The organism is Hydrogenibacillus schlegelii, assembly GCF_001653195.1.
Classification (GTDB): Bacteria; Bacillota; Bacilli; order Thermicanales; family DSM-22653; genus Hydrogenibacillus; species Hydrogenibacillus schlegelii.
Genome location: NZ_JXBB01000045.1, coordinates 108,912 through 135,440, shown reverse-complemented (window position 1 = coordinate 135,440; position 26,529 = coordinate 108,912). Strand labels below are relative to the sequence as shown.

At 63.9% G+C, this 26,529-nt stretch carries 24 protein-coding genes, 1 pseudogene and 1 riboswitch; of the genes and pseudogenes, 4 read left to right on the top strand and 21 right to left on the bottom strand.

Annotated elements, in window-relative coordinates; translation table 11 throughout:
- Positions 1 to 247 precede the first annotated feature (247 nt).
- The 18 genes and pseudogenes from SA87_RS10155 to SA87_RS10080 all read right to left on the bottom strand — a co-directional run bounded on the left by SA87_RS10155 (position 248) and on the right by SA87_RS10080 (position 19,293).
- A complete protein-coding gene (locus tag SA87_RS10155; protein WP_082718420.1) occupies positions 248 to 655 on the bottom strand; it encodes a recombinase family protein in 408 nt (135 codons plus the stop codon).
- A 166-nt stretch (positions 656 to 821) separates the two neighbouring features.
- On the bottom strand, positions 822 to 1,022 hold the full coding sequence (locus SA87_RS13590; RefSeq protein WP_169816958.1) for a hypothetical protein: 201 nt from the start codon (positions 1,020 to 1,022) through the stop codon (positions 822 to 824).
- A 209-nt stretch (positions 1,023 to 1,231) separates the two neighbouring features.
- On the bottom strand, positions 1,232 to 1,597 hold the full coding sequence (locus SA87_RS10150; RefSeq protein ID WP_169816957.1) for a helical membrane plugin domain-containing protein: 366 nt from the start codon (positions 1,595 to 1,597) through the stop codon (positions 1,232 to 1,234).
- Between the two features lie 90 nt (positions 1,598 to 1,687).
- A complete protein-coding gene (fdhF, locus tag SA87_RS10145) occupies positions 1,688 to 4,684 on the bottom strand; it encodes a formate dehydrogenase subunit alpha (protein WP_066441973.1) in 2,997 nt (998 codons plus the stop codon).
- 15 nt (positions 4,685 to 4,699) lie between these two features.
- Entirely contained in the window at positions 4,700 to 5,539 is an 840-nt protein-coding gene (fdhD, locus tag SA87_RS10140; protein WP_066202582.1) for a formate dehydrogenase accessory sulfurtransferase FdhD, read from the bottom strand.
- A 15-nt stretch (positions 5,540 to 5,554) separates the two neighbouring features.
- Entirely contained in the window at positions 5,555 to 6,850 is a 1,296-nt protein-coding gene (locus tag SA87_RS10135) for an L-lactate MFS transporter (RefSeq protein WP_066202633.1), read from the bottom strand.
- 167 nt (positions 6,851 to 7,017) lie between these two features.
- Entirely contained in the window at positions 7,018 to 8,247 is a 1,230-nt protein-coding gene (gene fmdA / locus SA87_RS10130) for a formamidase (protein WP_066202580.1), read from the bottom strand.
- 4 nt (positions 8,248 to 8,251) lie between these two features.
- Entirely contained in the window at positions 8,252 to 8,632 is a 381-nt protein-coding gene (locus SA87_RS10125; RefSeq protein ID WP_066202629.1) for a Na-translocating system protein MpsC family protein, read from the bottom strand.
- A 433-nt stretch (positions 8,633 to 9,065) separates the two neighbouring features.
- Positions 9,066 to 9,410, bottom strand: a pseudogene (locus SA87_RS10120) (transposase); the annotation flags it as partial.
- A 114-nt stretch (positions 9,411 to 9,524) separates the two neighbouring features.
- Positions 9,525 to 9,698: a hypothetical protein gene (locus SA87_RS13585; protein WP_169816956.1), complete on the bottom strand. Its 174-nt coding sequence runs from the start codon at positions 9,696 to 9,698 to the stop codon at positions 9,525 to 9,527.
- Positions 9,699 to 9,833: 135 nt separating this feature from the next.
- Positions 9,834 to 10,640: a methyltransferase domain-containing protein gene (locus SA87_RS10115; RefSeq protein ID WP_066202576.1), complete on the bottom strand. Its 807-nt coding sequence runs from the start codon at positions 10,638 to 10,640 to the stop codon at positions 9,834 to 9,836.
- Positions 10,637 to 11,428, bottom strand: coding sequence for an alpha/beta fold hydrolase (locus tag SA87_RS10110; protein ID WP_066202574.1), 792 nt, complete (start codon positions 11,426 to 11,428; stop codon positions 10,637 to 10,639). The genes SA87_RS10115 and SA87_RS10110 overlap by 4 nt, the downstream gene beginning before the upstream one ends.
- Complete coding sequence (gene bioF, locus SA87_RS10105) at positions 11,419 to 12,675, bottom strand: 8-amino-7-oxononanoate synthase (protein ID WP_066202572.1); 1,257 nt, start codon at positions 12,673 to 12,675, stop codon at positions 11,419 to 11,421. Before bioF ends, SA87_RS10110 begins: the two co-directional genes overlap by 10 nt.
- Entirely contained in the window at positions 12,672 to 13,487 is an 816-nt protein-coding gene (gene bioD / locus SA87_RS10100) for a dethiobiotin synthase (protein ID WP_066202570.1), read from the bottom strand. The genes bioF and bioD overlap by 4 nt, the downstream gene beginning before the upstream one ends.
- Positions 13,484 to 14,857 carry an adenosylmethionine--8-amino-7-oxononanoate transaminase gene (gene bioA / locus SA87_RS10095; RefSeq protein WP_066202568.1) on the bottom strand — a complete coding sequence of 458 codons (1,374 nt, stop codon included), beginning with the start codon at positions 14,855 to 14,857 and terminating at the stop codon, positions 13,484 to 13,486. The genes bioD and bioA overlap by 4 nt, the downstream gene beginning before the upstream one ends.
- 114 nt (positions 14,858 to 14,971) lie before the next feature.
- A complete protein-coding gene (gene bioB, locus SA87_RS10090; RefSeq protein WP_245637710.1) occupies positions 14,972 to 16,126 on the bottom strand; it encodes a biotin synthase BioB in 1,155 nt (384 codons plus the stop codon).
- A 129-nt stretch (positions 16,127 to 16,255) separates the two neighbouring features.
- A complete protein-coding gene (locus SA87_RS10085) occupies positions 16,256 to 18,295 on the bottom strand; it encodes a methyl-accepting chemotaxis protein (protein WP_066202567.1) in 2,040 nt (679 codons plus the stop codon).
- Between the two features lie 110 nt (positions 18,296 to 18,405).
- Positions 18,406 to 19,293 (bottom strand): DMT family transporter, encoded by an 888-nt coding sequence (locus SA87_RS10080; protein WP_082910532.1) that lies wholly within the window; start codon positions 19,291 to 19,293, stop codon positions 18,406 to 18,408.
- A 151-nt stretch (positions 19,294 to 19,444) separates the two neighbouring features.
- On the opposite strand from SA87_RS10080, the gene SA87_RS10075 reads away from it, so the two are divergent.
- The 4 genes from SA87_RS10075 to SA87_RS13580 all read left to right on the top strand — a co-directional run bounded on the left by SA87_RS10075 (position 19,445) and on the right by SA87_RS13580 (position 23,116).
- Positions 19,445 to 20,017 (top strand): IS607 family transposase, encoded by a 573-nt coding sequence (locus SA87_RS10075; RefSeq protein WP_066202563.1) that lies wholly within the window; start codon positions 19,445 to 19,447, stop codon positions 20,015 to 20,017.
- Complete coding sequence (locus SA87_RS10070) at positions 20,004 to 21,224, top strand: RNA-guided endonuclease TnpB family protein (RefSeq protein ID WP_066202562.1); 1,221 nt, start codon at positions 20,004 to 20,006, stop codon at positions 21,222 to 21,224. Before SA87_RS10075 ends, SA87_RS10070 begins: the two co-directional genes overlap by 14 nt.
- 245 nt (positions 21,225 to 21,469) lie before the next feature.
- On the top strand, positions 21,470 to 22,117 hold the full coding sequence (locus tag SA87_RS10065) for a DeoR family transcriptional regulator (RefSeq protein ID WP_066202559.1): 648 nt from the start codon (positions 21,470 to 21,472) through the stop codon (positions 22,115 to 22,117).
- Between the two features lie 6 nt (positions 22,118 to 22,123).
- A riboswitch (cyclic di-AMP (ydaO/yuaA leader) is annotated at positions 22,124 to 22,277 on the top strand.
- Between the two features lie 542 nt (positions 22,278 to 22,819).
- Positions 22,820 to 23,116 carry a DUF3055 domain-containing protein gene (locus tag SA87_RS13580; protein WP_066441161.1) on the top strand — a complete coding sequence of 99 codons (297 nt, stop codon included), beginning with the start codon at positions 22,820 to 22,822 and terminating at the stop codon, positions 23,114 to 23,116.
- A 184-nt stretch (positions 23,117 to 23,300) separates the two neighbouring features.
- Here the strand turns inward: SA87_RS13580 and SA87_RS10050 are convergent, their stop codons facing one another.
- From SA87_RS10050 to mgsA, 3 genes are all read right to left on the bottom strand, one after another.
- Positions 23,301 to 24,314 (bottom strand): biotin--[acetyl-CoA-carboxylase] ligase, encoded by a 1,014-nt coding sequence (locus SA87_RS10050; RefSeq protein ID WP_156516535.1) that lies wholly within the window; start codon positions 24,312 to 24,314, stop codon positions 23,301 to 23,303.
- 243 nt (positions 24,315 to 24,557) lie between these two features.
- A complete protein-coding gene (locus tag SA87_RS10045; protein ID WP_066202552.1) occupies positions 24,558 to 26,063 on the bottom strand; it encodes a CCA tRNA nucleotidyltransferase in 1,506 nt (501 codons plus the stop codon).
- Between the two features lie 2 nt (positions 26,064 to 26,065).
- The gene (gene mgsA / locus SA87_RS10040) at positions 26,066 to 26,527 is read right to left on the bottom strand and encodes a methylglyoxal synthase (protein ID WP_066202551.1); all 462 of its coding nucleotides are present in this window, start codon (positions 26,525 to 26,527) and stop codon (positions 26,066 to 26,068) included.
- Positions 26,528 to 26,529: the final 2 nt, after the last annotated feature.

Here is a 26,529-nt window from a genome sequence, read left to right as displayed (position 1 = left end):
CACGGCTTAAGCCGTGCTCGAAGCCGTGGCTTGGAAGCGATGCAAGAGCAAGCCATCCTGACGGCTGTAGTGCAGAATCTCAAACGATTAAGCCGGTATGTGCGGAAGCGCCCACAGACCGGGAGTTTCGTGTGCCTCAAACCGGCATACGAAAGGCTCACAAGGGAAGTGGCCGCATTTTTGACGGTTCTATTCGTTCTGACGTCACACTTCGTCAGGCGAAGATGGTCGATCCAGTGGACTTAATTCACCAGCCTTCTAGGTCCATCTGGCCTTCGCGGGCCATTTTGAAAAGCCGGGCCAACCCTTTGCGTTTTTCGTTGAGCCCGGAGCCCTGTTCGGCGATGACGGCAACCACTTCGTAGCCCCTGGCCCGGCAGTGTTCCTCCAGGCGCTGCCTCTGGCGTTCCAGGTTACCCGCTCCGGCCTGTTTAGCCGAAGATACGCGGGCGTAGAGGACCGCCCTGCGGCCGGAAGGCAGAGCTTCACCCAGGAGGCGCAGGATTTCGCTCCTGGGGAAGCGCCTCTGGCCGGAAGGCGTGCGGATGCAGCGGATTTTGCCCGCCTTTTCCCAACGGCGCAAAGTAATGGGATGCACGTCAAGTATTTCGGCTGCTTTGCGTAACGGATAGTGTTCTTCTAGGTCACGTTTCATAGATTAAGTGTAGCATTGATTATGAAAGAAGGAAACTGTTGGACGGATCGTATCTCCGGTCTCGACGTTTCGGTAAAAGTGCCGCCGGATCCGAAGTTTCCCAAACCGCGTTGAGCACGCTCCGCGATTTTGCACGCACCAGACGCCATGCACGGGTATCTCGCATTTACATCAGCTCGACATCGACCTGTTCCAGAAGAAGTGTCAGCACTTCCAAAGTCAGCCAGCGTATCGCGTCAACCACATGTTCCTCCAGCTGCGATAATGCGAAAAGGAGAGAGTCTGACCCTGAAGCCAAAGAATTTTGTTCAGAAACTGAAGGAACAGCGAGATCAAGCGTCGAAAGAAGTTCATAGCATTTCACCACCATTGACCGGCCGAAAAGGCCGGTATTTTTTTCGGTGAGATCTCCATTCGCTTTGAACAGCGACGATTCCTGCCTGCTGCCTACCGAAACTTTACACGATCAAGAGTCGGAAACATGTTCTGCAATCGTAGGTGCTTTGTTTTTTGATCTAAAGAGCTTCTCTTTCCGCATGGATTTTTTTGCGATTGCCGTGCTCACGTTTTATGGTTTTATGACTGAGGCGCCCGAAAAGCGCAGCCCAGCGCCTTGGCCACTGCAAGCAGAAAAGCCAGGCCGCGGCGCACATCCGGATCGTTGACCGCGGCGAGGAGGTGGCGCCACTTCGGCGGTGGATCCTCGAGCGACGCCGCCGCCTCATCCATATTCCTCAGCACGGCACGCGAGACGCCGATCGCTGTTTCCAGCTCTTTAGACCCGAAGAGCATCATAAGCTGAATGATGTTTTTCAAAAACCGCTTCCCTTCATCGGTGTTGATCGCCTGCACGATGATTTCGAGCACTTCGTTTCGACTCAAAACCGCGCCTTTGAGCAAAGAAAGGAAGCCGGCCTCATGGAGCGCCGCAAGCAGCGCCATCGCTTCCTCAAGCGCCGCGTCCGGCTGCACTGTTTTCTTTGCCCTTTCCTCTTCCGACGGGCGAACGAAGGAGATCGCTCTCGCCATCGGTCAACGCTCCTTTCCGGGAAAGACGTAATCGGAGCGCGCCCACTTCTTCTCCACCTGCACGCCGCTCTGCGGCGTACGGCGGCCAAACCGGTGATTGTGCTTTGGAAGTGGGCTCTTCCCGCGCGGTTCGATCACTTCCATCCGCACCTTCACATCTTTGTACGCCGGCGTGTTGGTGACGCGATCGGTCTTCGAACTCGTCAAATAGTTGATCGCCGCTTCCCCGGCGTCATTCATCGGCAGATACAGTTCCCGGCCGCGGACGCGGTCGGTGACGAGCACGCGCACTTTGACCGAGCCGTACGGGGAGATCAGGCGGACGAGCGCCCCGGTTTCGATGCCGCGCTCCTTCGCCAGTTCGGGCGATACCTCCAGAAACGCCTCCGGCACCTTGTGCGCCAGCCCGGAGGAACGGTACGTCATATTGCCTTCGTGGAAATGCTCAAGCAGCCGGCCGTTGTTTACATGCAGATCGTAGACCGGTTCGGCCGGCTCCGGCGGAATCCACGCTACCGGGACCAGCCGCGCCTTTCCGCCCGGGAAAGGAAACTCTTTTTCGTACAGCCGCGGCGAATCCGTCCCGTCCGGAGCCACCGGCCACTGCAAGCTCCGAAACCCTTCTAGCCGTTCGTACGTCACGCCGGCAAAAAGCGGCGCCAGGGAAGCCGCCTCGGCCATGATCTCGCTCGGATGGCGATATGTCCATTCGGCACCGAGACGGTTGGCGATGGCCATGATGATCTCCCAGTCGGGCTTGGATTCGCCCAGCGGCTCAAGCGCCCGGTAGAGGCGCTGGATGCGACGTTCCGTGTTCGTGAAGGTCCCCTCTTTTTCCAGGCTCGGGCTGGCCGGCAGGACGACGTCGGCGAACTGTGCGGTCTTGCTGAAGAACAGATCCTGCACGACCATGAATTCCAGCTTTTCGAACGCCGCCTGGACGTAGTTCGCGTTGGCGTCGACGAGGCTCATGTCTTCGCCAATGATGTACATCGCCTTGAGCTTTCCTGCGTGGATCGCGTCCACCATCTGATGGTTGTCGAGCCCGGGGTGCGCCGGAAGCTTGACGCCCCAGGCCGCCTCATAGCGCTGCCGGACCTCGTCGTCGGTGACCTTCTCGTACCCCGGAAAATACATCGGCATCGCACCGAAGTCGCTCGTCCCCTGGACGTTGTTGTGGCCTCGGAGCGGATACGCGCCCGTGCCGGGCCGACCGTAGTTGCCAGTCACCAGGAGCAGGTTGGAAATCGCCGTGCTCGTATCGCTCCCGCCGCACTGCTGCGTGACGCCCATTGCCCACAAGATGCACGTCGAACGCGCCGCGTGGATGCTTTCGGCGACGCGGATGAGATCCGCCTGCGGGATGCCGGTTACCTTCTCCGCGTACGCCAGCGTAAACGGCTCAAGGCTCCGGACGTATTCGTCAAAGCCTTCGACCCGCGCCTCGATGAACGCCCGATCGGCCCATCCCCGGTCGATGATGTATTTGGTCACCGCGGAAAGCCAGACGTGATCGGTGCCCGGTTCAGGGCGCAGGAACAAATCGGCGCGCTCTGCCATCTCGTGCTTCCTCAGGTCGGCGACAATCAGTTTCTGTCCATGCAGTTTTTGGGCCCGCTTCACCCGCGTAGCCAGCACGGGATGCGACTCCGCCGTATTCGAGCCAATGATGATCACCAGATCGGCCTGGGCGATATCGGAGATGGAGCCGGAATCTCCGCCGTAGCCGACCGTACGGAACAGCCCCTCCGTCGCCGGAGATTGACAATATCGCGAACAGTTGTCGACGTTGTTCGTGCCGATCACCGCTCGAGCCAGTTTCTGCATCAAATAAGCTTCTTCATTCGTGCATTTCGACGAGGCGATGAAGGCAAGCGCATCGGGACCGTAACGCGCGCGGATGTCCGAGAACCGCTCGGCGATGAGATCGAGCGCTTCGTCCCACGTCGCTTCGACAAACCGATTATTCTTGCGGATGAGCGGCCGCGTGAGGCGATCCGGGCTGTTGACGTAATCCCAGCCGAATTTCCCTTTGACGCACGTCGAGATGCCGTTCGCCGGTGCTTCCGGCTTGGGTTCGACCTTTAAAATTTCCCGACCCTTGGTCCAGATCTCAAAACTGCATCCGACGCCGCAGTACGTGCAGACCGTTTTTGTCTTTTTGATCTGTCGCTCGCGAATTTTCGACTCGATCTCCGACAGGAGCAAAATCTGCCGGTACCCCGGCTCAACGGCCTTGGTCACCTCGATCATCGGGCGCAACACTTCGGGTTTGAGCGAGGTCATCGTCCCGGCGCGGCCGAGCATCGACTTTTCCATCAGCGCGTTGCACGGGCAGACCGTCACGCAGTGCCCGCAGGAGACGCACGACGACTCATCGATCGGCACCCCGCCGTCCCAGACGACGCGCGGGCGATCCAGGCTCCAATCGATCGACAGCGTTTCGTTGACCTGCAGGTTCTGGCAGGCCTCGACACACCGCCCGCAGAGGATGCATTGATTCGGATCATAGCGGTAGAACGGGTGGCTGTCATCGACGGCATACGGCTTCGGCGTAAATGGCTTGCTCTGGTGGTCGATGTTCATCGCCCGGACCGTATTGTGTACGTCGCAGTTTCCGTTGTTGTTGTCGCAGACGGTGCAATATAGCTCATGGTTGACGAGAATGCGGTCCATGGCTTCGCGCCGGGCCGCTTCTGCGCGGGGGGCCATCGTCTCGATGACCTGCCCGTCGCGAAGCGGCGTTGAACAGGCGCGGACGAGTTCGCCGTCGACCTGGACGATGCACGTGTCGCACGTCTGGATCGGTCCCAAGCTCTCGTGATAACAGACGTGAGGAATGACGATGCTTTCGCTGAGGAGCCATTCCAGCACCGTCGGCGTCCACGCCGCACGGCCGTCATACGTCCGGCGCGCAGGTTTGGGAAGTCGCGCCGGATCCACGCTTTTTTGAACCCCGTTTACGGTAATCGTCCACGTCCGTTCGCGCTGCTCCAACATGATCTTCCCTCCACATCAACGTTGACGCTCGATTTCAAGTTGCGACGAACGCCCGGCCGACGGTCGTTCCGGAAGGAAGATCCGTTCCGGGTGCGTGTAGACGTTCATCTCCTCGCCGCGGGCAAAGCCGACGACGGTGATGTTCAGCGCTTCCGCCAGCGACAGGCCGAGGGCCGTCGGGGCCGATTTGGAGATGATCAGGCCGACACCGATCTTGGCGACTTTTAAGACTACCTCGGACGACAGCCGCCCGCTGAACGCGATCGCCTTGTCCGACAGCGCAAACGGCTGCTTGAGCCAGGCGCCGTATAATTTATCCAGGGCGTTATGCCGGCCGATGTCCGAGCGCATAAGCAAGATGCCTTCCTTGGTAACCAAGGCCGCATTGTGCACGCCGCCCGTCTGCTTAAACAGCATCGACCGCTGGCGAAAGACGCGCATGATCGCCTGCACGTCATCCGCCGTCAGAACGACCTCGCTCACCGCGTATTTTGCCGTTTTCAAATCGCTTTGGAAATAGAACTGGGCGCGGCCACGGCCGCAGCAAGACCCGTACGTCCGACGGTGAAGCGCGCGGAAGTCGAGCGCCGGAGGATGCGCGAGTTCCACATAGGACACGCCGCGCGCCTCGTCGATGGAGATCGACCGAACGTCCTTCATCGTACGAACGAGACCTTCGGAAGCCAGAAACCCGAGCACCAGGTCCTCCAGATCGATCGGCGAACATAAAATCGTGGCCAGTTCTTCTCCGCCGACCATCACCGTCAGCGGCATTTCCGCCGCCACGACGTCCTCGATCCATTCGACTCGGTCGCCTCGAAGTTTGAGGACGTTCCTCCGGGCCAGCGGCTCCATGGCGCATCCCCCTTTTTACGCCTGAACGGGCGGCCGCGCCTTAATCTGTTTTTTCAGCTGGGCGATGTCGATCCGGATGAGCAGACTGACGGCCAAGGCCACGACAAAAAAACCGACGTAGACGAAGAGCATCTCCGCGTAACTGCCGGTCGTCTCGCGCACCCAGGAAGCGATCGACGGGCCGGCCAATCCCGCCGCCGACCAGGCGGTGAGAATGTATCCGTGGATCGCCCCCACCTGCTTCGTCCCGAACAGATCGCCGATGTACGCCGGAATCGAGGCAAACCCGCCGCCGTAGCAGGTCAGAATGAGAAAGAGCAGCAGCTGAAAGAGAAGCGCGTTTTTGACGAAGGGCAAAAGCGCATACGCGCCGATCTGCAGGACGAAGAACGTCGTATAGACGTTCGGTCGGCCGATATAGTCGGAAATCGAAGACCAGGCGATGCGCCCCAGGCCGTTGAACAACCCGAGCAGCCCGACCATCGCCGCCGCGGCCTGGGCGCTCATGCCGACGAGCTCTTGCCCCATCGGAGAGGCCACCGACAAAATCGCAATCCCGCATGTCACGTTGATGAACAGCATCAGCCATAAGTACCAGAAACGGCGCGTTTTGACCGCCTCATTGGCCGTAAGCTGCGACAAATCCTGCGGAACCGTCCGCGCCTTCGCCTTCACCTTTTCTGTAAACCCTTTGGACAACCACCCTTGAGGAGGCGGCTCGAGGTACTGGGCCGAGGCGAACATCACGACAAAGTAAATCGCGCCCATGATCCAGAAGGTCGAAGCGATGCCCACGCTTTCGATCAGGCGGGCAAAGATGGGGCCGGCGATCAATGAGGCAAAACCGAATCCCATGATCGCGAGCCCGGTGGCCAAGCCGCGGCGGTCGGGGAACCACTTGATGAGCGTGGACACCGGCGTAATATACCCGACGCCGAGGCCGATGCCGCCCAGAACGCCGTAGAACAGATACAGAAGCGGCAGCGAGCCGGCGGAGACGGCAAACCCCGCCCCGATCATGCCGATGCCGAAAAAGATCGCCGAGAGCGTTCCCGACACGCGAGGGCCGTATCGCTCGACGAAATGCCCGAGAAACGCGGCAGAAAGCCCGAGAAACATGATCGCCAAGCTGAACGTAAACGAGACTTGCCCCAGCTGCCACCCCAGCTGATTCATGAGCGGTTTCGTAAAGACGCTCCAGGAGTAAACCGAACCGATCGACAGGTGAATGCCGACGGCAGATGCGGCGATCAGCCAGCGATTTTTGATTTTCACTTCTCGGTACCCCCTCTTGGGATGGACAACTTTCATAATTTTGACGGTGAAAACCTTAAACACAAAAACCGACACGACCTCATCAAGCCTTCGCCTTAATGAAGGTCGTGCCGGTGCGTTGCCCTACATCTGTCACGATATAAGGCCACCATCGGCTGTTTCGATCGATCATAAACGGCCTCAAACGGCCTAGGACATCGACATCAGTGAGGGCGTGCCAATCGGCCGCCCTGAATCTTCGGCGTCGGACCTTCGGCTTTCGGAAGGATGTCGAAGGTGAAGATTTCTGTTGGCAGCCAAAGCGTGGCGCACGCGTTCGGAATATCGACGATCGAGCTGATGCGCCCTTCCACGGGCGCCGCACCCAGAATGACATACGCTTCTTCACCCGTATAGCCGAAGCGCTTTAAGTATTCCACGGCTTCCAGAACGGCGCGTCGATAGGCAACGTGCGCATCGAGATAGTGCTGCTCGCCGTACTCATCGACGGAATAACCTTCGAACACCAGATAACGTGAAAACCGAGGTTCCACGGGGCTTGGTTCAAACATGGCGTGCCGAATGCCGTATTTGTTCATGCCGTCTTTGATGAGATCAACATGTAACTGAATCCATCCCGCCATCTCAATAGCTCCGCAGAAGGTGATCTCCCCGTCACCCTGAGTAAAGTGCAAGTCTCCAACCGTCAGCTTGGCACCGGGCACATAGACCGGCAGGTATGCTCGAGCCCCCCGCGTAAGGTTCTTGATATCCCGATTGCCCCCGTTTTCCCGGGGCGGGATGGTACGCGCTCCCTCCGCTGCAATACGGTCAAATTCCGCAGTACCCGGTTTTAACCGCCCTAGAATGGCGTTACGAGGCTCCGGCGGCAGCGCCAGGGGAGGAACGCGATGAGGATCGCGGGCGATCAATCGCCGCTCGCGTTCGTTCCATTTGGCCAAAAGTTCATGGGATGGCGCCGTTCCCAATATGCCGGGGTGAGGGATGGCGGGGATGCGCACCCCCGGAACATGACGGGAAGTCGCATAAATTCCGTGAAAATCCCAAATGGCTTTATGCGCTTCCGGGAAATGCTCCGTAAGGAAACCGCCGCCGTTGGACTTGGCGAAAATGCCCGTGTAACCCCAGTTCATCTTGGGATGCGGACCGATATCCAGAATGTCTACTACCAGAAGATCGCCCGGTTCGGCACCCCGAACGGCGATCGGCCCGGTTAAAATGTGGTTGTGCGTCAGATCCATATCTCGAATATCGCTCGCATCGTCATCATTTCGTACTTGACCATTGGTCCAGTCCATCGTCTCGACGATAAACACGTCGCCCGGACGAACTTCTACCGCTGCCGGAATATCCGGGTGCCAACGATTGTGCAACACCTCCCGCTGTTCTTCAGCAGGACGCGTCGGATCCACTTCGATGAGCGGCTTACTCATGCAATCACATCCCTTCCTCTTCCGGATACTCATCTTCGGAATCGTCTATTTTCCGATCGAAAACAAACACAGAGACCGCAATGTCCTCCTTGACCTTGATATCAGAAAATAGATATAAAAATCTTGCTCCAACCGTCTCTTCCATTCCCTCCGGCACCTTTTGTGCGTAGATCTGCTGAATCATTTTGGTCCGCGCGCGATGAACCATCTCTTCTCCTTCTGGTGTCTGAGCGATAAATCGCTCGGTCGGGGTAAGATTTCCTTCGATTATCGATATGGCAATATTCTCGACAAAGTACGTCTTAATTTTCTCCGGACCTTTTCCGAAATATTGCTGTCGAACACGGCGAACGATCTCATTGAATCGTGCTTCTTTTTTGCCCATCAACTTTGCTTTTTTAGAAGTGGAGGAATAGACCAGCTTCATTTTATTCACACCCCTTCCATCATGTTCTTTACCCTATCATTGCTCACCTAAACGGTCTGTTAACCGTGATTTGGCTAAACAAAAAACCGACATAAATCCCCCCCGGATTTATGCCGGTATATCGCCTTACATCGCTGCGGTCCACAGCGATATAAGGCAACCACCGGATTCGGTTTTGTGGGCATTTCCTGTGTTTAACATTAACACATCGTTCGCCAACTTGTCAACAACCCCTATACTGTATATTTTTTCACATATCCTCGTCGATTTTTCGATCAAAGACAAACGGAAACATATACATCTTTTTATGGTTTCTTCCATACCTTCCGGGACTTTTCATGCATAAACTCGCTGGTTCTTCTTCGTCCGGGCGCGATTCCCCCTTGAATCTTCGGGCATGGCGAACTACGCGAACCGCAATGGCGATCATGTTTTTGACGCTTTTGAAGCGCCGATGGACGTGTTTGCGAAGCGGTGCACCGTCCAGGCGCAAACTTTCTTGCCCGATGACGCGTAACAGGTTGTATGCAAGCAGACCGATGTGCAGCACCAAGTCATTCGTTTGAAACTTCCCTGCCGGCATCCGTTCTAAGTCCAAATCCGTCTTGATTTCACTGTGAAACTGCTCGCTGGTGGCATGATCGCGGTAAAGCTCAATGACCCGCCACGGGTCACTCTGAAGATTGGTCTAGTAAATGTTCACCTCAATATCCGGCATGAGTAAGATTTGCCCATGAAGGAGAGGCGTCAATGTCGAGCGGAACGTACGTCTTTTGATCAAACTACACCCACTCAGCGGGGCATGGAGGCGCTGAATGAGGTCCAGCCCCGTGCGGATGAGGATATCGTTTCATTGTCCAAGCTTGGATGCTGCCACCTGATCCAGACGCTGGCGAACCGTGGGGCTGGAAGGAACATGGGCAAGATTTAAGGAGAGAAGAAATGCATCGTCATCGCGCACTGTTTCTAAGGAGTCGAAGTCGCTTTTTCCCTGGCAGAGAATGCCGACGTAACTTTTAACCACGTCGGTATGGGAATAAGCAGGACGTTCGCCCTCACGAAGACGTGTACGGTTAAGCTCGGGTAAGACGAATGTCCGACTTTCTGAGGCGCCAGCTGCTTCAGAAAGCCAGTGAGGCGGGCAAGGGAAAGATCTCCCTTAATGGCGTTTCTGCGCCACCGCGATGACCACCTCAAACGTCGCCCGAACGCCGCCCGGCACGGCAAACGTTTCGTTGTACCACGCCTCCATCCGCGCCAGCACGCGCCGCGGAAGCGGTCGGTCGCTTTTCGGCGCATGGCTGGCGCCCATCTTCTTGACCGTTTTCAAAAAATCGCGCACGCTCGGATAAACGCAGCGTACCCGGACGCGTTCCAGAACCTCGACCTTCAGGCCGCATGCGCGAATCGCCTCAGACCAGAAGCGCATCGGCGGAAACGTCGGACCGCGGCGTGGCGCCGGGTCCCCCGCCTGCCGAAAAGCGAAAAACAGCTCCCAGAACGTCCGCGGCCCAAAGGTCGCCACCGCCAACATCCCTCCGTCCGCCAGGCAGCCGGAAAGTTTTCGCACGACTTCGGACGGACGGCTCAACCATTGAAAGGCCGCATTCGAGGCGATGACCTCATACCGGCGCGGACACCTCCACGTCTCCACATCGGCCTGAACCCAGCGCACGCGGGCGGTGCCGAGCCGCTCGCGGGCTCGCCAGAGCATCGCTTCGGAGATGTCGAGCGCCGTGATCTCCGCCTCGGGATACCGCTCGAACAAAAAGCGCGTGAGCACCCCCGTCCCCGCGCCGACGTCGAGCACGGTCCGAACGGGCGGCCGATGCGGCCCCTCCACGCGGGCCAAACGCGCCATCAGCCGCTCGGCCATCTCGCGCTGGACCTCCGCATGCGCGTCATATTCATGCGCGTGCAGGTCGAAATGGCGGGCGACGAGGCGCCGGTCGATCTCTTCCTTCATGGACGCGGCTCACCTCCATCCATGACTTCCCGCAGCGATGTCCCCAACCATGCGCAAAAATCCGCCGGGCGCTCAAGGTGCGGCGCATGTCCCGCCGTCTCCCAGACCGTAAGCGACCCCTGCGGCAAACGCTCCCTTAACGCAGAAGCCGCAGAAAGCGGGACGATGGCATCCTCCGCTCCATGCAAAATATACAGCGGAAGCCGAAGATCCCCGAGCCCTTCTCGGGCGTCCAGCCGTTCGAGAAGCATGAGCCCGGCCATCGCCGATGCCTGGACCGACGGATCCGCGACCGGCAGGGCGATCCGCTCGATCGATTCTGGGGTTTCCCCGAAGACATCCCGGAGAAAACGCCCGAACGTCTCCATCGGACGGCGGACAAACCGCCGGCGAAACCGCTCGAGCGCCCGCGCGTCCCAGCCGTGCGGCCAGTCCGGGGCCCGGAGAAACCGCGGCGTTCCGCCGACGATCACCAGGGCGTCGATCCCGTTTAAAAGCGCCGGCCCCAGGCTCAGCACAGCCAGGGCCCCGAGCGACCACGCGACGACCGCCACACGCCCGCGCCGTTTAGGATCCGCCTTATCCCCCGCCTCTTGCCGCACCGCGACGAGCGCCGTCTTAAGCGCCCGGAGCAACGCTTCCGGCGTTCGGCCGGCCGTCCAATCGAAAAACCGATGGTCCACTCCCGCCGCCCGGCGCTCCCCGCGGACCCGCAGGCAGTCGGCGGCCGGACGGAAGCCCTCGGCCGAAAAACCCCAGCCCGAGACCCAAAGCATCCTCAGCCGCATCCCGAGGTCCCTCCACCGACGCCTCTGTCGGCCGCCGCCTCGAGCGCCCAGGCCGCCGCTTCCGCCGCGCGGGCGAGATCATCGGGCGAATGGGCCGCCGAGACCGAAAAGCGGAGGCGCGCCGTCCCGTCCGGCACCGTCGGCGGCCGGATGGCGACGGCGAGGATGCCCCGTGCCCGAAGCGCCGCGGAGACGCGGCACGCCCGGCCGGCCGAGCCGACGACGATCGGGACGATCGGCGTGACAAAGGGCGGCGCGCCGCTTTCGCCGAAGGGGGCGACGATGCGCAAAGCGCCCAGCGCTTCCAGCCGGCCACGAAACCATGCCGCGTTCCCGAGCGCCCGCCGCCTCCGCCCCGGTTCTCCCTGCACGATCCGAAGCCCCTCCCGGGCGGCGGCCACCGCGGCCGGAGGAAGCGCCGTCGAATACATGAAAGAACGCGCTCGGTTCACAAGCCAGTCGATGAGCGGCCGGCTCCCGGCCACAAAGCCGCCGACCGCACCCAGCGCTTTCGACAGGGTGCCGATGAACACCTCAATCGCCTCGAGGACGCCGAGCGCTTCGGCCACGCCGCCTCCGCGCGGGCCGAAAAGCCCCACGGCGTGGGCTTCGTCGACGACGAGATAGGCCCCGTAGCGTGTTTTCAGTTCGACGATCTCCCGAAGCGGCGCCACGTCCCCGTCCATGCTGAATACCGACTCCGTGACGATCCACACCCGCTTTTTTCCTTCGCGCTCCCGGACCTCCTTTAGGAGCGCCTCCAGGTGCGCAAGATCGTTGTGACGGTAGCGCCGGACGCGGGCCCGCGACAGACGGATGCCGTCGACGAGGCTGGCATGGTTCAGCCGGTCGCTCAAGACGACGTCGTCCCGTTCGATGAGGGCGCTCAAAGTCCCGACGCCTGCGGCATAGCCGCTGGAAAAAAGAAGCGCCGCATCTTTCTCCAGCCAGGCGGCGAGATCCGCCTCCAGCGCCGCCGTCCACGGCGCGTGGCCGGTGATGAGGCGCGACGCCCCGGCGCCGGCGCCGTAACGGGCGGCGGCCTCGCAAGCGGCGGCCTTGAGCGCCGGGTGACCGGCGAGCCCGAGGTAATCGTTGGACGAAAAGTTGAGGAGCCGGGTGCGGCTTCCGTCCTCCCCCACCTCTTCGATCTCCGGAACCCCTCCCGCGCGGACGGCGAGGCGGCGAAGAAGCGACGCCTCCTCCAGCCGGCGGAGCTTTTCCGTAAGCTCGGCCTCGAGCGTCATCGCCCCTCCCGCCCCTCGAGCGCCCGGACGATCGCCGAAAGATCGACCTCCGCCTCCAACATCGCGAGCGCCGCCTCATCAAACGCCGCCTCGGCCTCCCGGAGCGTCCTTTCCGCCTCCCCGAACGCTTCCTCCGTCGCCCGATCCGGCGGCGCACCGGAGGGCATCCGAGGCGCATCGGGCTTCGGCCCCTCGGGGACGGTCCGAAGGCGCCCGAGCACGGGCACACCGCCCAGCCGTTCGATCAGGCGCGGATTGTCTTCGGCCGACGGGTCCGGTTCGCCATGCGGGCCGTCGTTCAGCACGACGCCGACGACCGGGATCCCCCGCGCCCGAAGGAGATGGAGCGAAAGAAGCGTATGATTCACCGTCCCGAGCCCGGAGCGGGCGACGACCACCGCCGGAAGGCCGAGCCGCTCCATCAGATCGACGATCAGGATGTCTCCGGCGATGGGGACCATAAGCCCGCCGGCGCCTTCGACGACCACGTGGCGGTGACGCCGGCGAAGCGCCTGGTAGGCCGCGAGAATGCGCCCGAGCTCCACCCGCACCCCCGCTTTGTCCGCCGCCACGGCCGGCGCCAGCGGAGCCCGAAACGCGTAGGGCACCAGCGCTTCCTTCGGCACCGTCACGCCGGCCGCCCGGAGGAGGCGGGCCGCATCGCCGGCCGGATCCTCCGCCGCCGCCCCGCTTTGCACCGCCTTCATCGGCACGGCGTCGACGCCGCGCCGCCGAAGCCAGCGGACGAGGAGCGCGGTAAACACCGTCTTCCCGACGCCGGTGTCCGTCCCGGTGACAAAGAGGCCGCTCATCGCCCGGCCTCCTTTTCCGTCACTTCAGCGATGGCCCGGTAAAGAATGTCCATCATCGCCTCGAGCGCCGCCTCCGGCGTGGCCAGGGGCGGCATGAAGACGATGACGTCGCCGAGCGGGCGCGTCAGAAGCCCGAGCTCCCGCGCCCGGGCCACGATCTTCCGGCCGATCCGCACCTCCCGCGGAAAGGGCGCCTTCGTCGCCCGGTCCCGGACGATTTCGATGCCGATCATCAGCCCCGCCTGCCGCACATCCCCGACGTAAGGAAGTTCGCGAAAGGCGGAAAGCCGCGCTTCGGCCCGGGCCGAAAGCCGCCTGACGTGTTCAAGAAGCTTTCTTTGTTCCATGAGCTCGAGATTGGCCAGAGCGACGGCACAGCCGAGCGGGTTTCCCGTATACGAATGGCCGTGGTAAAACGTCTTCCCTTCGATCTCCTCGCCCCAAAACGCCTCATAAATCCGATCGGTGGTCAGCGTCGCCGCCACCGGCAGATACCCCCCGGTGAGCCCTTTTCCAAGGGTCAAAAAGTCTGGCACCACGCCGTCATGCTCGACGGCAAACATCGCTCCCGTGCGGCCCAATCCGGTCGCCACCTCATCGGCAATGAGCAGCACGTCGTACGCCCGGAGCCGATCGGCGAGGGCGGCCATAAAGCCGTCCGGCATGCGGATCATCCCCGCCGCCCCCTGCATCACCGGCTCGACGATCAGGGCGGCGATTTCGTCGGCCTGATCTCGGAGGATCGCCTCGAGCGCCGCGAGGCTGTCCCGGGCCGCCGCCTCCGGATCGCCGCTCGGGTGGCGGTACGCGTGGGGATAAGGGATGCGGACCGTCGGAAAAAGAAGCGGCCCGAAGCGGGCATGAAACAGCTCGATCGCCCCGACGCTCACCGCGCCGATCGTATCGCCGTGATACGCGCCGGTCATCGTGATAAACCGCCGTTTTTCCGGGCGACCGATGTTTTGCCAGTACTGAAACGCCATTTTGACGGCGATTTCCACCGCTTCGGCGCCGGAGTCGGAAAAAAACACCTTTCGAAGCCCCGGCGGCGCCAGATCGGCCAGGCGCTTCGCGAGCAGAATCGCCGGAACGTTGGCGCTCCCGAGGAGCGTCGCGTGGGCGATCTTCCCCAGCTGTTCGGTGACGGCCGCGTTCAGCTCCGGCACGTTATGGCCGTGAACGTTCAGCCAGAGCGAACTGTACCCATCCCAGTACGCGCGGCCGTCGACGTCAAAGAGCTTGACCCCCTCGCCGCGTTCGATGATGACCGGATCTTCTTCCAGATAATTTTTCATCGGCGTAAACGGATTCCAGAGGTGATCCCGGTTCCAGGCGAGCAACACGTCTCGCGGCGGCACCCAGCGCGTCATCCCCCATCCTCCTTAACGGGCGCTCTTCTCCGATCGGCCGGACCGGCGTTCCAAAGCCGCCGACGTCTCGAATCAAGGCGGCGCCCCGGCCGCGCGAAGCCGGGGATGGAGGCGTCACGGCTCCGGCGGATGATCGAGCTCAAAACCGAGATCTTCGATCATCGCCCGGTCCGCCTCCGGCTTTTGCCCCGGCGTCGTGAGGTAATCGCCGATGAAGATCGAATTGGCGGCAAAGAGGAGAAGCGGCTGGAGCGAACGGAACGTCTCTTCCCGTCCGCCGGCGACCCGGATCTCCTTCGTCGGATTGACGAAGCGAAAGAGGGCGACGACCTTGAGGGCAAACCGGGGCTCGACGAACGGCCGGTCGCCGAGCGGCGTCCCGGGGACGGGGTGGAGGAAATTGAGCGGGATCGAATCGACATCGAGCGCCCGGGCGGCAAAGGCCATGTCGACGATCTCCCGGATCGACTCCCCCATGCCGATGATGAAGCCGGAACACGGCGAAAGCCCGGCCGCCTTGACCCGCTCCACCGTCGCCACCCGGTCGGCATACGTGTGGGTCGTGGCGATCGTCGGGTAATGCCCCTCGGCCGTGTTCAGATTGTGGTTCACCCGATCGACGCCGGCCGCCTTGAGGAGCTTGGCCTTTTCTTCGGTGAGAATCCCGAGCGACGTACAGACCGTAAGCCCCGTCCGCCGCTTGATCTCCCGGACGGCGTCCGCCAAGCGCGCCAGTTCCGCCGGCGTCGGCCCCCGGCCGCTCGCGACGATGCAGTACGTCCCGGCGCCGAGGGCTTTTGCCCGTTCGGCGCCGGCGATGAGCGTCTCGGCGTCGACGAGCGGGTACTTGGCGATCTTCGCCGTCGACACGGCGGACTGGGCGCAGTAGGCGCAATCCTCCGGGCAGAGGCCGCTTTTGGCGTTGATGATCATATTGAGCCGGACGCGCTTCCCGTAAAAATGCCTTCGCACCCGGTACGCCGCGTCAAGAAGCGAAAGAAGCGCCTCATCCGGCGCCCGAAGCACCGCCTCCGCCTCTTCCGGCGTCGGCGGCTCGTCCCGAAGCGCCCGCTCCGCCAGCCGATCGAAAAACGCCGGATCATCGAGCGCCTCCGGCGGGGCGGTCGCGTCCGTTTTTCCCGCCTCGGTCGACGCTTTTCGCGTCGTGTCCGCGGCCGTTTCCCTTCGCCTCTCCACGGCCGTTTTCCACTCCGATCCCACGGCCGTTCCCCGCGTTGTCGTCATCGCCGTTTCCCTCGCCCACTCCATGGGCCGCCCCCCTCTTCGGCGCGGCGTCGCGCCGGGATTTACCAGCCTCTCTTTGATCATACGGGGGCAGACCTTTTTTGTCAACAAAAAATTTATCATTGGTTAACTAAATGGCCGCAAAAAAAGGCGTCAGGCGTCGTTGCCTTCCGCCCTTTCCGCCGCTTCGGCACACGCGAGAAGCGCCGCCACGACGGCCTCCGTCGCCGCATCGAGCCGCCCGAGCGCCGCGACGATCTCCTCCGTCCATGCGCCGGCGAGAAGACCGGAGCGGGCCGGTTCCGGTTCCCGGACTGCCGCCGTCCCGTCCGCCCGGGGCCCGTCCGCTCCGGCAGCCCCTGCCGCTTTTGGAGCGCTGTGCCAAGCGGCATCCCCCCCGTCCGGGCGGCTTCCGTCCGCGGGGGCGACGGCCGCCGCCGCCGGGGCGCGCCCGCCGGCAAGACGGGCGGCGCCGCCGGCCGGACGCCCCGCCGCCCGGCCGGCGGCCCGAACGGCGAGCAGCAGTTCCCGCCCGGCGGCATGCATCCGCCGGTGGGTCTCGACGAGCTCCTGAAAACACGGAAGCGGCCCGAGCACCGCCCGGTTCCGCTCGATCAGGCGGCCAAGGCGGCATCGCGAGGCATCGCCGATGGCGTGCGGATCTTCCTCCCGAAGGCCGAGCGCCGCAAGATCGAGGCGCCAGCGAAAGAGCAGATGATCGACGACGGCGAAGCGGAGCGCGAGGCCGATCGGCACCGCCTCCCCGTCGATCTGCGCCCTGCGCACGCCGTCGATCGAAATGAGCGCTTCCGCCAGGTCGATGGCAAAACGGCCGAGCTCCCCCTCGACTTCCGCCAGATGGCCTGCGATCGCCTCGACCCGCTCGAGGGACGCCTGGATCGACGCCGTCTGCTCTTCCGCGGCGGCGGCGATCCCTTGAGCATCGTCCCGGTTGGCGGCGATCTCCGCGACGATCGCCCGGAGATGATCCATCGCCACCCGGGCGTCCGCCGCCCCTTCGGCCATCTTCTCCCGAAACGCCTCCGTCTTGAGCGCCGTCTTCTCCACCCGGCCGACAAACGAGCGCACCGTTTGATCGATCTGCCTGAGGGCCGTGCGGGACGTCTCGGCGAGCTTTCGCACCTCGGCGGCGACGACGGCAAACCCCCGCCCTTCCTCACCGGCCCGCGCCGCCTCGATCGCCGCGTTGAGGGCGAGCAGTTCCGTCTGGGCGGCGATCTCTTCCATCCAGCGGACGAGTTTTCCGATTTCCTCCGTCCCGGCCACGACGCCGGCGACCTCATCCTGCACCGAAGAAAACGCCTCGGCCGCTTCCTGTAACCGTTGAAGCGCCCGTCCCACCGCCGCCTCGCTCGCCCCGGCCGCTTCCGCCATCCGTTCCGCCCGCTCGGCGATCCGGACGACATTTTCGGCGACGACATCCGCCGCCGCGCTCACGTCCCGGCTGGCCAGCGCATACTCATCGGCGTCGTCCTTAAGCCGCCGGAGCCGGCCGACCAGCCGGGTGAGCACGCCTTTGAGAGACAAAATCCGTTTCAGCCCCTCGCCAAGCCGCTCGGCCTGGCCGAGGCGCAGCCGGGCGCCGTGCGCCTCAAGCAGCAGGATCTCGTCCAGGCGGAGGCGCCGGTAGGCATCCAAAAGCCATCGACGATCCTCGTTCGGCACGGAGCGCTCGAGCGTCCCCCCGTCGACATCGGGCCGGAACAACGCGCCCCGCCCCCGAAGCCGCCGCAAAACTTCCCGAAGGCGCTCGGACACACGAGGCCCCGCCTTCGGCTCCGGTGTCCGCCCGGCGTCCCACAGCGCCACGGTGAGGGCCGTGTAAAAAAGTCCGTAAAACGAAAGCGGAAAGCCGAGCTCCGCCTGCCGGGCGCCCATCCGAGCCAGCCGCCCGCCGTGCCGGGCGATGTCCTCTTCGGCCCACAGATGCCGGAGGTACGCCCGCGTCGTCTCCCGAAGCTTCTCCGGCGTAAGCCCCTGCCGGAATGCCCGGTCGAAAAAATCGTCCGCCATCAGCCGCTCGAGGGCGGCGAGGGCCGCCGCTTCGGTCGCCGCCCGGACCGCATCCCCCCGGGTACGAAACCGCTTCAGCGCGGACTCATCCAGCGCAAGATGCCGCATGATCGCCCGGTTTTTCACATCCTTAGACCGTTCCGGGTCCGGCCCGTTCATCGTTCGGCCTCCTTTCCTTGCTTTGTTCCGTATTTGACGCTTTGTTCCGTATTTAACGTCGCTTTATTCACACGACTGATGTATCGGCCGACGGCGGCCGCTCTTTCACCTTACCGTCCGCCTTCCGCCCGCTCCGGCGGGTGCAGGATCGCCAGTGCGATGCCGACGAGGATGAGCGTCCCGCCCACCCACTGGCCGAGGTGAAGCGTCTCGCCGAAGACCCAGTACGCAAGGAGGGCCGACCCGACCGCTTCGCCGAGGATCGCCACCGACAGCGTCGACGCGGGGATCCAGCGGATGACCCAGTTGAAAAGGGAATGGCCGAGAAGCGTCGGGAACAGCGCCAGGGCGAGAAAATAGCCCCAGTCCTCCGGTCGGTGCGCCACCGGCCGCTCCCCCTTCAACGCGGCCAGCCCAAAAAGCACGACCGTCGCGGCGCCGTAGACGAAAAACGTATACGCCGTCGCATCGAGCTTCGGCCGGACGCGCTGCCCGATCATCCAGTAGAGCGAGACGAAAAGCGCCGCGAGAAGCGCCAGCGCGTCGCCGAAGAGCGCCTCCGACCCGACGGCAAAATCCCCCCATCCGATAAGCGCCGATCCGGCGATCGCCAAAAGCCCTCCGAGCCACATCCACACCCCGGGCCGCTCGCCGAAGGCGATCATCCCCCCGACGAACGTAAAAAGGGGCTGGAGCGTCACGAGAACGACGGAACTCGCCACCGACGTAAAATCGAGCGACCAGAACCACAGATCGAAGTGCACCGCCAGGAGCGCCCCCGACGCCATCACCAGCCGCCGTTCGACGGCGCTGAGCGCGCGCCACTGCCCGAAGATCGACCGCCACCGGGGCCGAACGAACGGCGCCATGAGGAGCACCGTAAAAAGCAGCCGGTACGCCGCCGTCACCGCCGGCGGCGACGCCGAAAGCCGCACCCAGATCGCTGACGTCGAGATGAACACCACGCCGGCCAAAAGCGCCCCGTACGCGAGCGGCACCCTGCCTCTCCCTTTCTTTATCGCATGTTTATCTTATAGGCCTTACGGCTATCTTAACGCCGGGCGACGTCGGCCGCCAGCGCCTTGGCGAGGGTTGTCAGCAGCTGAAAATACGATTGATCTTCGTCACTTTCTCGGATAAAATATACCCATGAAACTCAGCCAATGGGCCAAAAAGCGCGGCATCACCTACAAGACGGCATGGCGCTGGGTCAAAGAGGGCAAAATGCCCGTGCCGTTCGAAATCACCCCCTCGGGCACGATCCTCGTCCACGAACCCGAAGCGCCAAAAGCTGGCATCGTCGCCCTTTACGCCCGGGTGTCGTCTTCCGACCAAAAGGCCGATCTCGAACGACAGGTGGTGAGGCTTCTGGAGTTTGCCAATGCCCAGGGCCTTTCGGTCGGAAAGACGGTGAAAGAAGTCGGTTCCGGTCTGAACGGCAGGCGGAAGGAGCTCATCAAGCTCCTCTCCGACCCGAACGTAACGACCATCGTCGTGGAACATCGGGATCGGCTGACGCGTTTTGGCTTTGAATACATCGAAGCTTCTCTTCGGGCGCAGGGACGCCGCATTCTGGTGGTCGAAGAAAGAGAGGTGGATGACGATCTGGTGCGCGATGTGACCGAGGTCCTCACGTCCCTGGCCGCCCGCTTGTACGGCAAGCGTTCCCCGAGACGACGGGCAAAAAAGGCGCTGGAGGCGCTTCAGCGTGAAGATCCATAGAGCCTACCGTTACGAGCTCGACCCCAACACGGAACAACGCATTCTCCTCGCCAAGCACGCCGGGGCCGCCCGCTTCGCCTACAACTGGGGCCTCGCGCGATGGATCGAGATCTACGAAAAAGAAGGCCGCACGACAAACGCGATCGAACTCCACCGGGAACTGAACCGCCTGAAGAAGACGGACTTCCCGTGGCTGTACGAAGTGTCCAAATGGGCGCCGCAGGAAGCGCTTCGGGATCTGGAAAAGGCGTTCCAAAACTTCTTCCGCGGGCGGAAGACCGGCCGGAAGATCGGCCATCCGAAGTTCCGCCGCAAACACGACCGGCGGGACAGTTTCCGGCTGGACAACAGCAGCAGAACGATCCGGCTCCTTCTGGGCGGGGAAGACCGACGCCATCGGGGAAAGACACGTCACATCGTGCTGCCTCGCATCGGCGCAGTACGTCTCAAGGAAAAGCCCGTTCGGCGAAAGAAAAACGGTGCGGCGAAGACTTACCTGCCGCAAGGCCGAATCCTTCACGCCACCGTGAGCCGCGAGGCCGATCGGTGGTTCGTGAGCCTCACGGTGGAAGAAGAGATTCCCGATCCCCTTCCGCCGGCGGGGCCGCGGGCCGGTATCGACGCCGGTCTGCAAAGCTTCACGACTCAGGTTGATGAAACGGGGGCGATCCGAAAGACCGATGCTCCGAGACCCCTGCGGCGCGCGCTCAAACGTCTGAGAAGACTTCAGCGAAAACTTTCCCGCCGCGGAGTGAGGGACGAAAAGGGAAGGCTCATCGAACGGACGAAGAACTACGAAAAGACGCGTCTCGAGATCGCCAGACTCCACCGCCGGATTCGAAACATCCGGCTGGACTTCCTCCACAAGCTCACGACCGAACTCGTCCGGACGCATCCGGTGATCGCGATCGAGGATCTGGACGTTCGGAACCTGATCAAAAACAGGCGACTTGCCCGGCCCATCGCCGACGTCGGCTGGGGCACCTTCCGGGCGCTCCTCGAAGCGAAAGCCAAGCTTCGGGGCGCGCGGATCGTGAAGGCTGGCCGCTTTGAGCCGACGTCGAAGACGTGCTCTTCCTGCGGATATGTTCTTCCCGAACTTCCGCTTTCCGTCCGGGCGTGGACGTGTCCGGCGTGCGGCACGCATCACGATCGGGACGTGAATGCGGCCAAGAACCTACTCAAGTTCGCCCTGACCGTGGCGTAAGACGGTCCTACCGTGAGTTCCACGGGAAGTCAAGCCTGTGGACACCGGAGGTTGCAGGCTCCGGCCGGTGCCGGTGGATGAAGCAGGAAGCAACCGGACAGTATCCCTTCGATGGGAAATTTGTCTATGAGTTGCGGAACGGAGCGAACCATGTGTTAGAATGAAGTAACATCGAAACACAATCAACGCCGCCACGATTTTGAAACGCTGCCGTCCGCCCGCGGACGGCCGGAGGAGCGACGGCCATGCTCCCGATCGAACGCCGGGCGACGATTCGCCGGCTCCTTTTTGAACGGAAAACGCTTAAGATTTCCGAGCTGAGCGCGCTCTTCGGCGTGAGCGAAATGACCATTCACCGGGACGTTCGCGCCCTCGTCGACGAAGGGATCGCCGTCAAGACGTACGGCGGCATCGCCCTTCTCGAACCCCACCGAAAGGAAGCGCCCCCGCCGTCGTCGCCCGACGACGGCCCAAGCCGCTGCGTCGTCTGCGGTAAGCCGGTCAACCCGACGCTGGCCTACCGCCTGCTTCTCCCCGACGGCCGGGTGGACGTCGCCTGCTGTGCCCACTGCGGGCTCATCCATCACCGGCGGCTCCGGAGCCCCGGTCATGCCGGCGCGTACGCCCTCGTTCGGGACGTCCTCACCCATACGACCGTCCCGGCCGAGGAAGCGACGTACGTCTTGGGCGGCGAAGCGCCGGCCGCCTGCTGCCGGCCGCCGGTCTATGCGTTTTCCGCCTCGGGGGATGCCGAACGGTTTGTCCGCGGTTTCGGCGGCGTCGCCCTCCGCTGGTCCGAAGCCGCCGACCGGCTGAAAGCCGAGATGGCCGTTGGCGGCGAGGCCAGTGCAAAAGATTTATCTTGTTTTCCCGGAACGCAATCCTTAAAATGAACGTAAAAGCAAAGACGGCCTAATCTCGGCGGATGCCGGGAGCGGGGGACCCGATCTTTTGGGGCTAATCCCGACGATAGGCGTCGGGAGGGATGAGTCAGACGCATTCCCTGCCATCCTGCCCGTCAGCTAACCCCGTCGGCTAATGCAGGGAAGTCTCTCTGGCGAACCATGACCGCTCACCTCGGGTCGGCGGTGCCTTTGACCGAACGAGGAAGCGGAGGGAGCGGCGCCGAATGCGCCTGCGCACGCCCCGCGCCAAGCCTGGAGGCTGGCCCTCTCGACTTGGTGCGGGGCTTTTGCGTCGAAGCGGAGCGCCGGCGCCGGGCGCCCGGGCGAAGCCGGCGGACCGGAGCGCCCGGGCGGAAGGAGCGGGCCGCAGGGCTCAAGCGCCCGGGCGGACCGGAGCGTCCGGGCGCCGACGCGTTTTGCCGCGGCCAGGGCGCACGATCGGCAAAAAGCGGCCCGCGTCATGCGGCAACCGTCCGGGACGCGAAAGCAAAGCCCGGCCGGCGATCCCGTCGGATCGACCGAACCGGCAGGCGGAAGCCGGTCTCGGCCGGACGGCGCCGATTCCCGGCCGGGAAGGGTCGGCCGGAGAGCGGCGAAGGCCGATCCGGAACCGAAAGGCACGGCAAAGCAAGGGCAAAAGCAAAGTCAATGAAGGCTAAGAAACGAAGTCTAAGGAAGGAGGGAATCCGGGTGGCGCTCTTTGAAGCCGTCTACGAAAACACCGAGCAGGCCCAGGTGCGTTTCATCGGGGTGCACACGGAAGAAGGGCTGTACGACCTCGGGCTCCTTTTCTCCAACCAGTTCTTCGGCAAGACGATGATCATCAACCTCCAGACCGGGCGGACCGCCCTCGCCGATGCGAGCGACCTCGCCAATCCGATCTGGCTGAAAGAAGCGCTGCAGCTCAAAAGCGAAGCCGAAGCGGAGCGCCTGGCCCACTTCCTCGAAGACCACATTCCCTCCCTTCCTTGGAAGCCGGAATACTGAAAGGAGACCCCCTGCACCTGGCGGCAGCCGTTGGGCTGCCGCTTTTTGTGTACGCCCGGCACGGGCGCTGTCCAACGGGGGAAAGTCCCGAACGGCGGAGGCGGCAGGTGCCGTTCGCACAAGGCAAAGGGCGTCTCGCCGGATCCCGAAAAGCGTTTCTTAAAAACCGCCCCAAAACCGCCCCTCAAAGCCGCACCTCGCCGCTGGCGATCGCCCGAAGCCCCGCCGCCGTCTCGACGAGCAGCTTCCCGTCGTCGTCCAGCCCGGCAAAACGCCCGACGATCCGGCCGCCGCCCGTCTCGACGGCGATCTCCCGGCCGAGGGAAACCGCCCGGACGAGCCACCGTTCCCGGAGCGGGCCGAAACCTTCCGCCCGGTAGGCCCGGAGCTCCCGGTCGAGGGCCGACAGGATCGCCGCGGCCAGCTTTCGGCGGGGCGGCGGCGGCCCGTGCTCGGCGAGGGCGGTCGCGATCGTCCGGAGCTCCGGAGGAAACGCCTCCGGAAGCCGGACATTGAGGCCGATGCCGACGACGGCAAAATAAAGCCGGTCGAGTTCTCCCTGACCTTCGATGAGGACGCCGGCGACTTTTTTCCCGGCCAGGAGGACGTCGTTGGGCCACTTGAGGCCCGGACGGTAGCCGAACGCCTCGAGCGCTTCGGCGACGGCGAGCCCCGCCATGAGCGAGAGGGCGTGGACGTCGGCCAGGCGGAGCCCGTCCGTCAGGATCACGCTCATCCAGAGGCCGGTCCCCGGCGGTGAAACCCACTGCCGCCCCATCCGCCCCCGGCCGGCCGTCTGGCGCTCCGCGAGGACGACGGCGCCGTGAGGCGCCCCGTCGTCGAACCATCGCCGGGCGGCGTTCTGCGTGCTGTCCACCTCCGGGAAAAAGCGAAACGCCTGGCCCAGCTCCGCACCCTCCAACCCCTCCCAGCCGTTCGGGCCGACCGGCGGATCGTATCCCTCGGCGAGGCGGTATCCGCGCCGGTGCGCCCGTTCGACGGGAAAACCCGCTTCCATGAGGCGATTGGCCGCCTTCCAGATCGCCGTCCGGCTGACGCCGAAGCGGGCCGCAAGCGCCGAGCCGGAGACATACGTCCCGGGCGCCGCCAAAAGCGCCGCAAACAGGCGGTCCGCCAGACGAACCGCCGCCGCGTGATTGGCCCCGTCATGTTCTAAAGCGCTCCGATTCGGTGTCACGCCTTCACCCCTCCCGATCGGCGTCGGCTCGTCGACAGGCGCCGGCGCCCCGTTCGTTGCCCGCTCGTCGGGCACCGTCGCCCCGATGCCGTCGTCCCCATTTCGCCGCGCGGCAACGGCCCTTAGAACGGCGATTGTCAAAAGCGGAATCCGGACGGTCGCCGGATCTTCGAAAAGCGCCACATCCCCGACCGCCGCCGCGCCGGCGCGGCGGCGCCCGATCGGTTCACCGCCCGCCCCGGCTCAGGTCGCCGGGACGTCTCCGGCCTCCGGCCCGTCAGCCAAAAACGCCGGCAGCCGAAAGGGCGGGCGGAGCGCCGCGCCCGCCTCCCGCCACAGCCGGTCGGCTTCCGCCTCCAGCGCCTCGGCCGCATTCGGAAACCCCCGGTTGACGGCCAGCCAGAGGTGCCGGCGCATCGCCTCGAGGTAGGGCCCGGCCGGGGCCTTTCGCGAAGTGCGCCAGGCCCCGAGGTCGAGGCGAAGCCGCCGGGGATCGGGGAGAGGGAGGCGGGCCCGAAACTCGGCCAGGGCCCGAAATCGGGCGAGCGTCTCCGGCCGAGGACGCCCGGCGATGAGATCCGCCAGCCGGAGCGCCCGAAACACCGCCGCCGCGCCCCGGGTGCCCCACGCGTACCCGTACGGCAACGCTTCGGCCTCCGCCATCGGCGCCGTCGGGCGGCGGTCGCCTCCGCGGGCCGTCCGGCCGTCAAACCGACCTTCCCGGGCGTAGGCGGCCTCAAGCGACCGCGGCCGAACCGAAGGGCCGGCCGATTCCCTGCCGGGCGACGCCTCCATGCCGAGCGCGGCCCGAATCAACCGACGGGCCTCCCGAGAAAGGGGAAGCCTAAGCCCCCACGCCCCAGCCTCGGCGTCGAGCCCCTCCCCGAACGGTGCCCCCCCGCCGGCGATCGCGCCGGCACCGGACGGCGGCAATCCCCGGGCCGGGCGCATGGCGGCGGTGATCGCCGCCCAGAAGACGTCCGGCGGATCGGCGGCCGCCACCGCCCGGGCGATGGCCGGCTCCCCGAGGCGAAGCCAGAGGTCGGCCCGGTCGAGCCAGCGAAGAAGCGGCCACGGCTCCGCTCCCCGCCGGCTTTTTTCCATCTCCATCACGATCCGCTCCGGCGCCACCCGGACGAGCTCTCCCCGCAGGGCGACGAGGGCCCGCCACGTCTCCGGCGCCATGCGAAGCCCGTAGCGGACGGCAAAGCGGATCGCCCGGATGAGCCGGAGGGGATCTTCCCGAAATCGCTCCGCCGGATCGCCGACGGTCCGGAGCACCCGCCGTTCGAGATCCCGGCGCCCGTCAAACGGATCGATGAGCCGGCCGTCCGCCGAAAGCGCCATGGCGTTGATCGTAAAATCGCGCCGGGCGAGGTCGTCTTCGAGCCGGCCGGTGAACCGCACCGCCGGATGCCGGTCCACGGACGGATACGTCTCGACGCGAAACGTCGTCACTTCAAAAGGAAAGCCGCCCTCGACGACCGTCACCGTCCCGAAACGCTCCCCCGTCGGGTGCGTCCGGGGAAAGAGCCGGCGCACCGCTTCCGGCCGCATCGAGGTGGCGATGTCGATCTCCGAAGCCGGAAGGCCCAGAAGCCGATCCCGCACCGCGCCGCCCACGACGAAGGCCGCGTGTCCCGCCGCCTCGATCGTCCGGATCACCCGGCGGGCCGCCGCCCAAAGGGGCGTTTCCCAGAGTGAGGCGTCCAAAACCGGGGCGCCGGACGGAAGCGTTCGCCGGGTCACGGTCAGGGGGCCTCCGGACCGACGCCGGCCGAGGGTTCGCCGTCCGCCCCGTCGAGCCTTTGGCCGCGCCGAAGCCGGCGAAAGGCCCACCACGCCTCCCGCTCGCCGAGCGCCCGGAGGAGGAGCTCCGCCGAGCCGAGGTTGGTCGCCACCGGCACGTTGTAGACGTCGGCCAGGCGAAGGAGGGCGCTCACGTCCGGCTCGTGGGGCTGGGGCGTGAGCGGGTCCCGCAAAAAAATGACGAGGTCGATGACGTTTTCGGCGATCTTGGCGCCGATCTGCTGATCGCCGCCGTACGGCCCCGACGCGACGCGGCGGACCGAAAGGCCCGTCGCCTCGGCGATCTTCCGGCCGGTCGTCCCGGTCGCCCAGAGGGTGTGGCGCTCCAGCACCGGCCGGTAAGCGAGGCAGAAGCGGACGAGCTCTTCTTTTTTGCGGTCATGGGCGATGAGGGCGATGTTCATCG

Excerpts from the sequence above, each read along its gene's own strand:
- SA87_RS10125 (WP_066202629.1), bottom strand. The coding sequence starts at position 8,632 with ATGGGCAAAAAAGAAGCACGATTCAATGAGATCGTTCGCCGTGTTCGA.
- SA87_RS10110 (WP_066202574.1), bottom strand. The coding sequence starts at position 11,428 with ATGCGGCTGAGGATGCTTTGGGTCTCGGGCTGGGGTTTTTCGGCCGAG.
- SA87_RS10150 (WP_169816957.1), bottom strand. The coding sequence starts at position 1,597 with ATGGCGCTGCTTGCGGCGCTCCATGAGGCCGGCTTCCTTTCTTTGCTC.
- SA87_RS10115 (WP_066202576.1), bottom strand. The coding sequence starts at position 10,640 with ATGAAGGAAGAGATCGACCGGCGCCTCGTCGCCCGCCATTTCGACCTG.
- SA87_RS10135 (WP_066202633.1), bottom strand. The coding sequence starts at position 6,850 with ATGAAAGTTGTCCATCCCAAGAGGGGGTACCGAGAAGTGAAAATCAAA.
- SA87_RS10065 (WP_066202559.1), top strand. The coding sequence starts at position 21,470 with ATGCTCCCGATCGAACGCCGGGCGACGATTCGCCGGCTCCTTTTTGAA.
- bioA (WP_066202568.1), bottom strand. The coding sequence starts at position 14,857 with ATGACGCGCTGGGTGCCGCCGCGAGACGTGTTGCTCGCCTGGAACCGG.
- bioF (WP_066202572.1), bottom strand. The coding sequence starts at position 12,675 with ATGACGCTCGAGGCCGAGCTTACGGAAAAGCTCCGCCGGCTGGAGGAG.
- SA87_RS10075 (WP_066202563.1), top strand. The coding sequence starts at position 19,445 with ATGAAACTCAGCCAATGGGCCAAAAAGCGCGGCATCACCTACAAGACG.
- bioB (WP_245637710.1), bottom strand. The coding sequence starts at position 16,126 with ATGGAGTGGGCGAGGGAAACGGCGATGACGACAACGCGGGGAACGGCC.
- fmdA (WP_066202580.1), bottom strand. The coding sequence starts at position 8,247 with ATGAGTAAGCCGCTCATCGAAGTGGATCCGACGCGTCCTGCTGAAGAA.
- fdhF (WP_066441973.1), bottom strand. The coding sequence starts at position 4,684 with ATGTTGGAGCAGCGCGAACGGACGTGGACGATTACCGTAAACGGGGTT.
- mgsA (WP_066202551.1), bottom strand. The coding sequence starts at position 26,527 with ATGAACATCGCCCTCATCGCCCATGACCGCAAAAAAGAAGAGCTCGTC.
- SA87_RS10155 (WP_082718420.1), bottom strand. The coding sequence starts at position 655 with ATGAAACGTGACCTAGAAGAACACTATCCGTTACGCAAAGCAGCCGAA.
- fdhD (WP_066202582.1), bottom strand. The coding sequence starts at position 5,539 with ATGGAGCCGCTGGCCCGGAGGAACGTCCTCAAACTTCGAGGCGACCGA.
- SA87_RS10085 (WP_066202567.1), bottom strand. The coding sequence starts at position 18,295 with ATGAACGGGCCGGACCCGGAACGGTCTAAGGATGTGAAAAACCGGGCG.
- bioD (WP_066202570.1), bottom strand. The coding sequence starts at position 13,487 with ATGAGCGGCCTCTTTGTCACCGGGACGGACACCGGCGTCGGGAAGACG.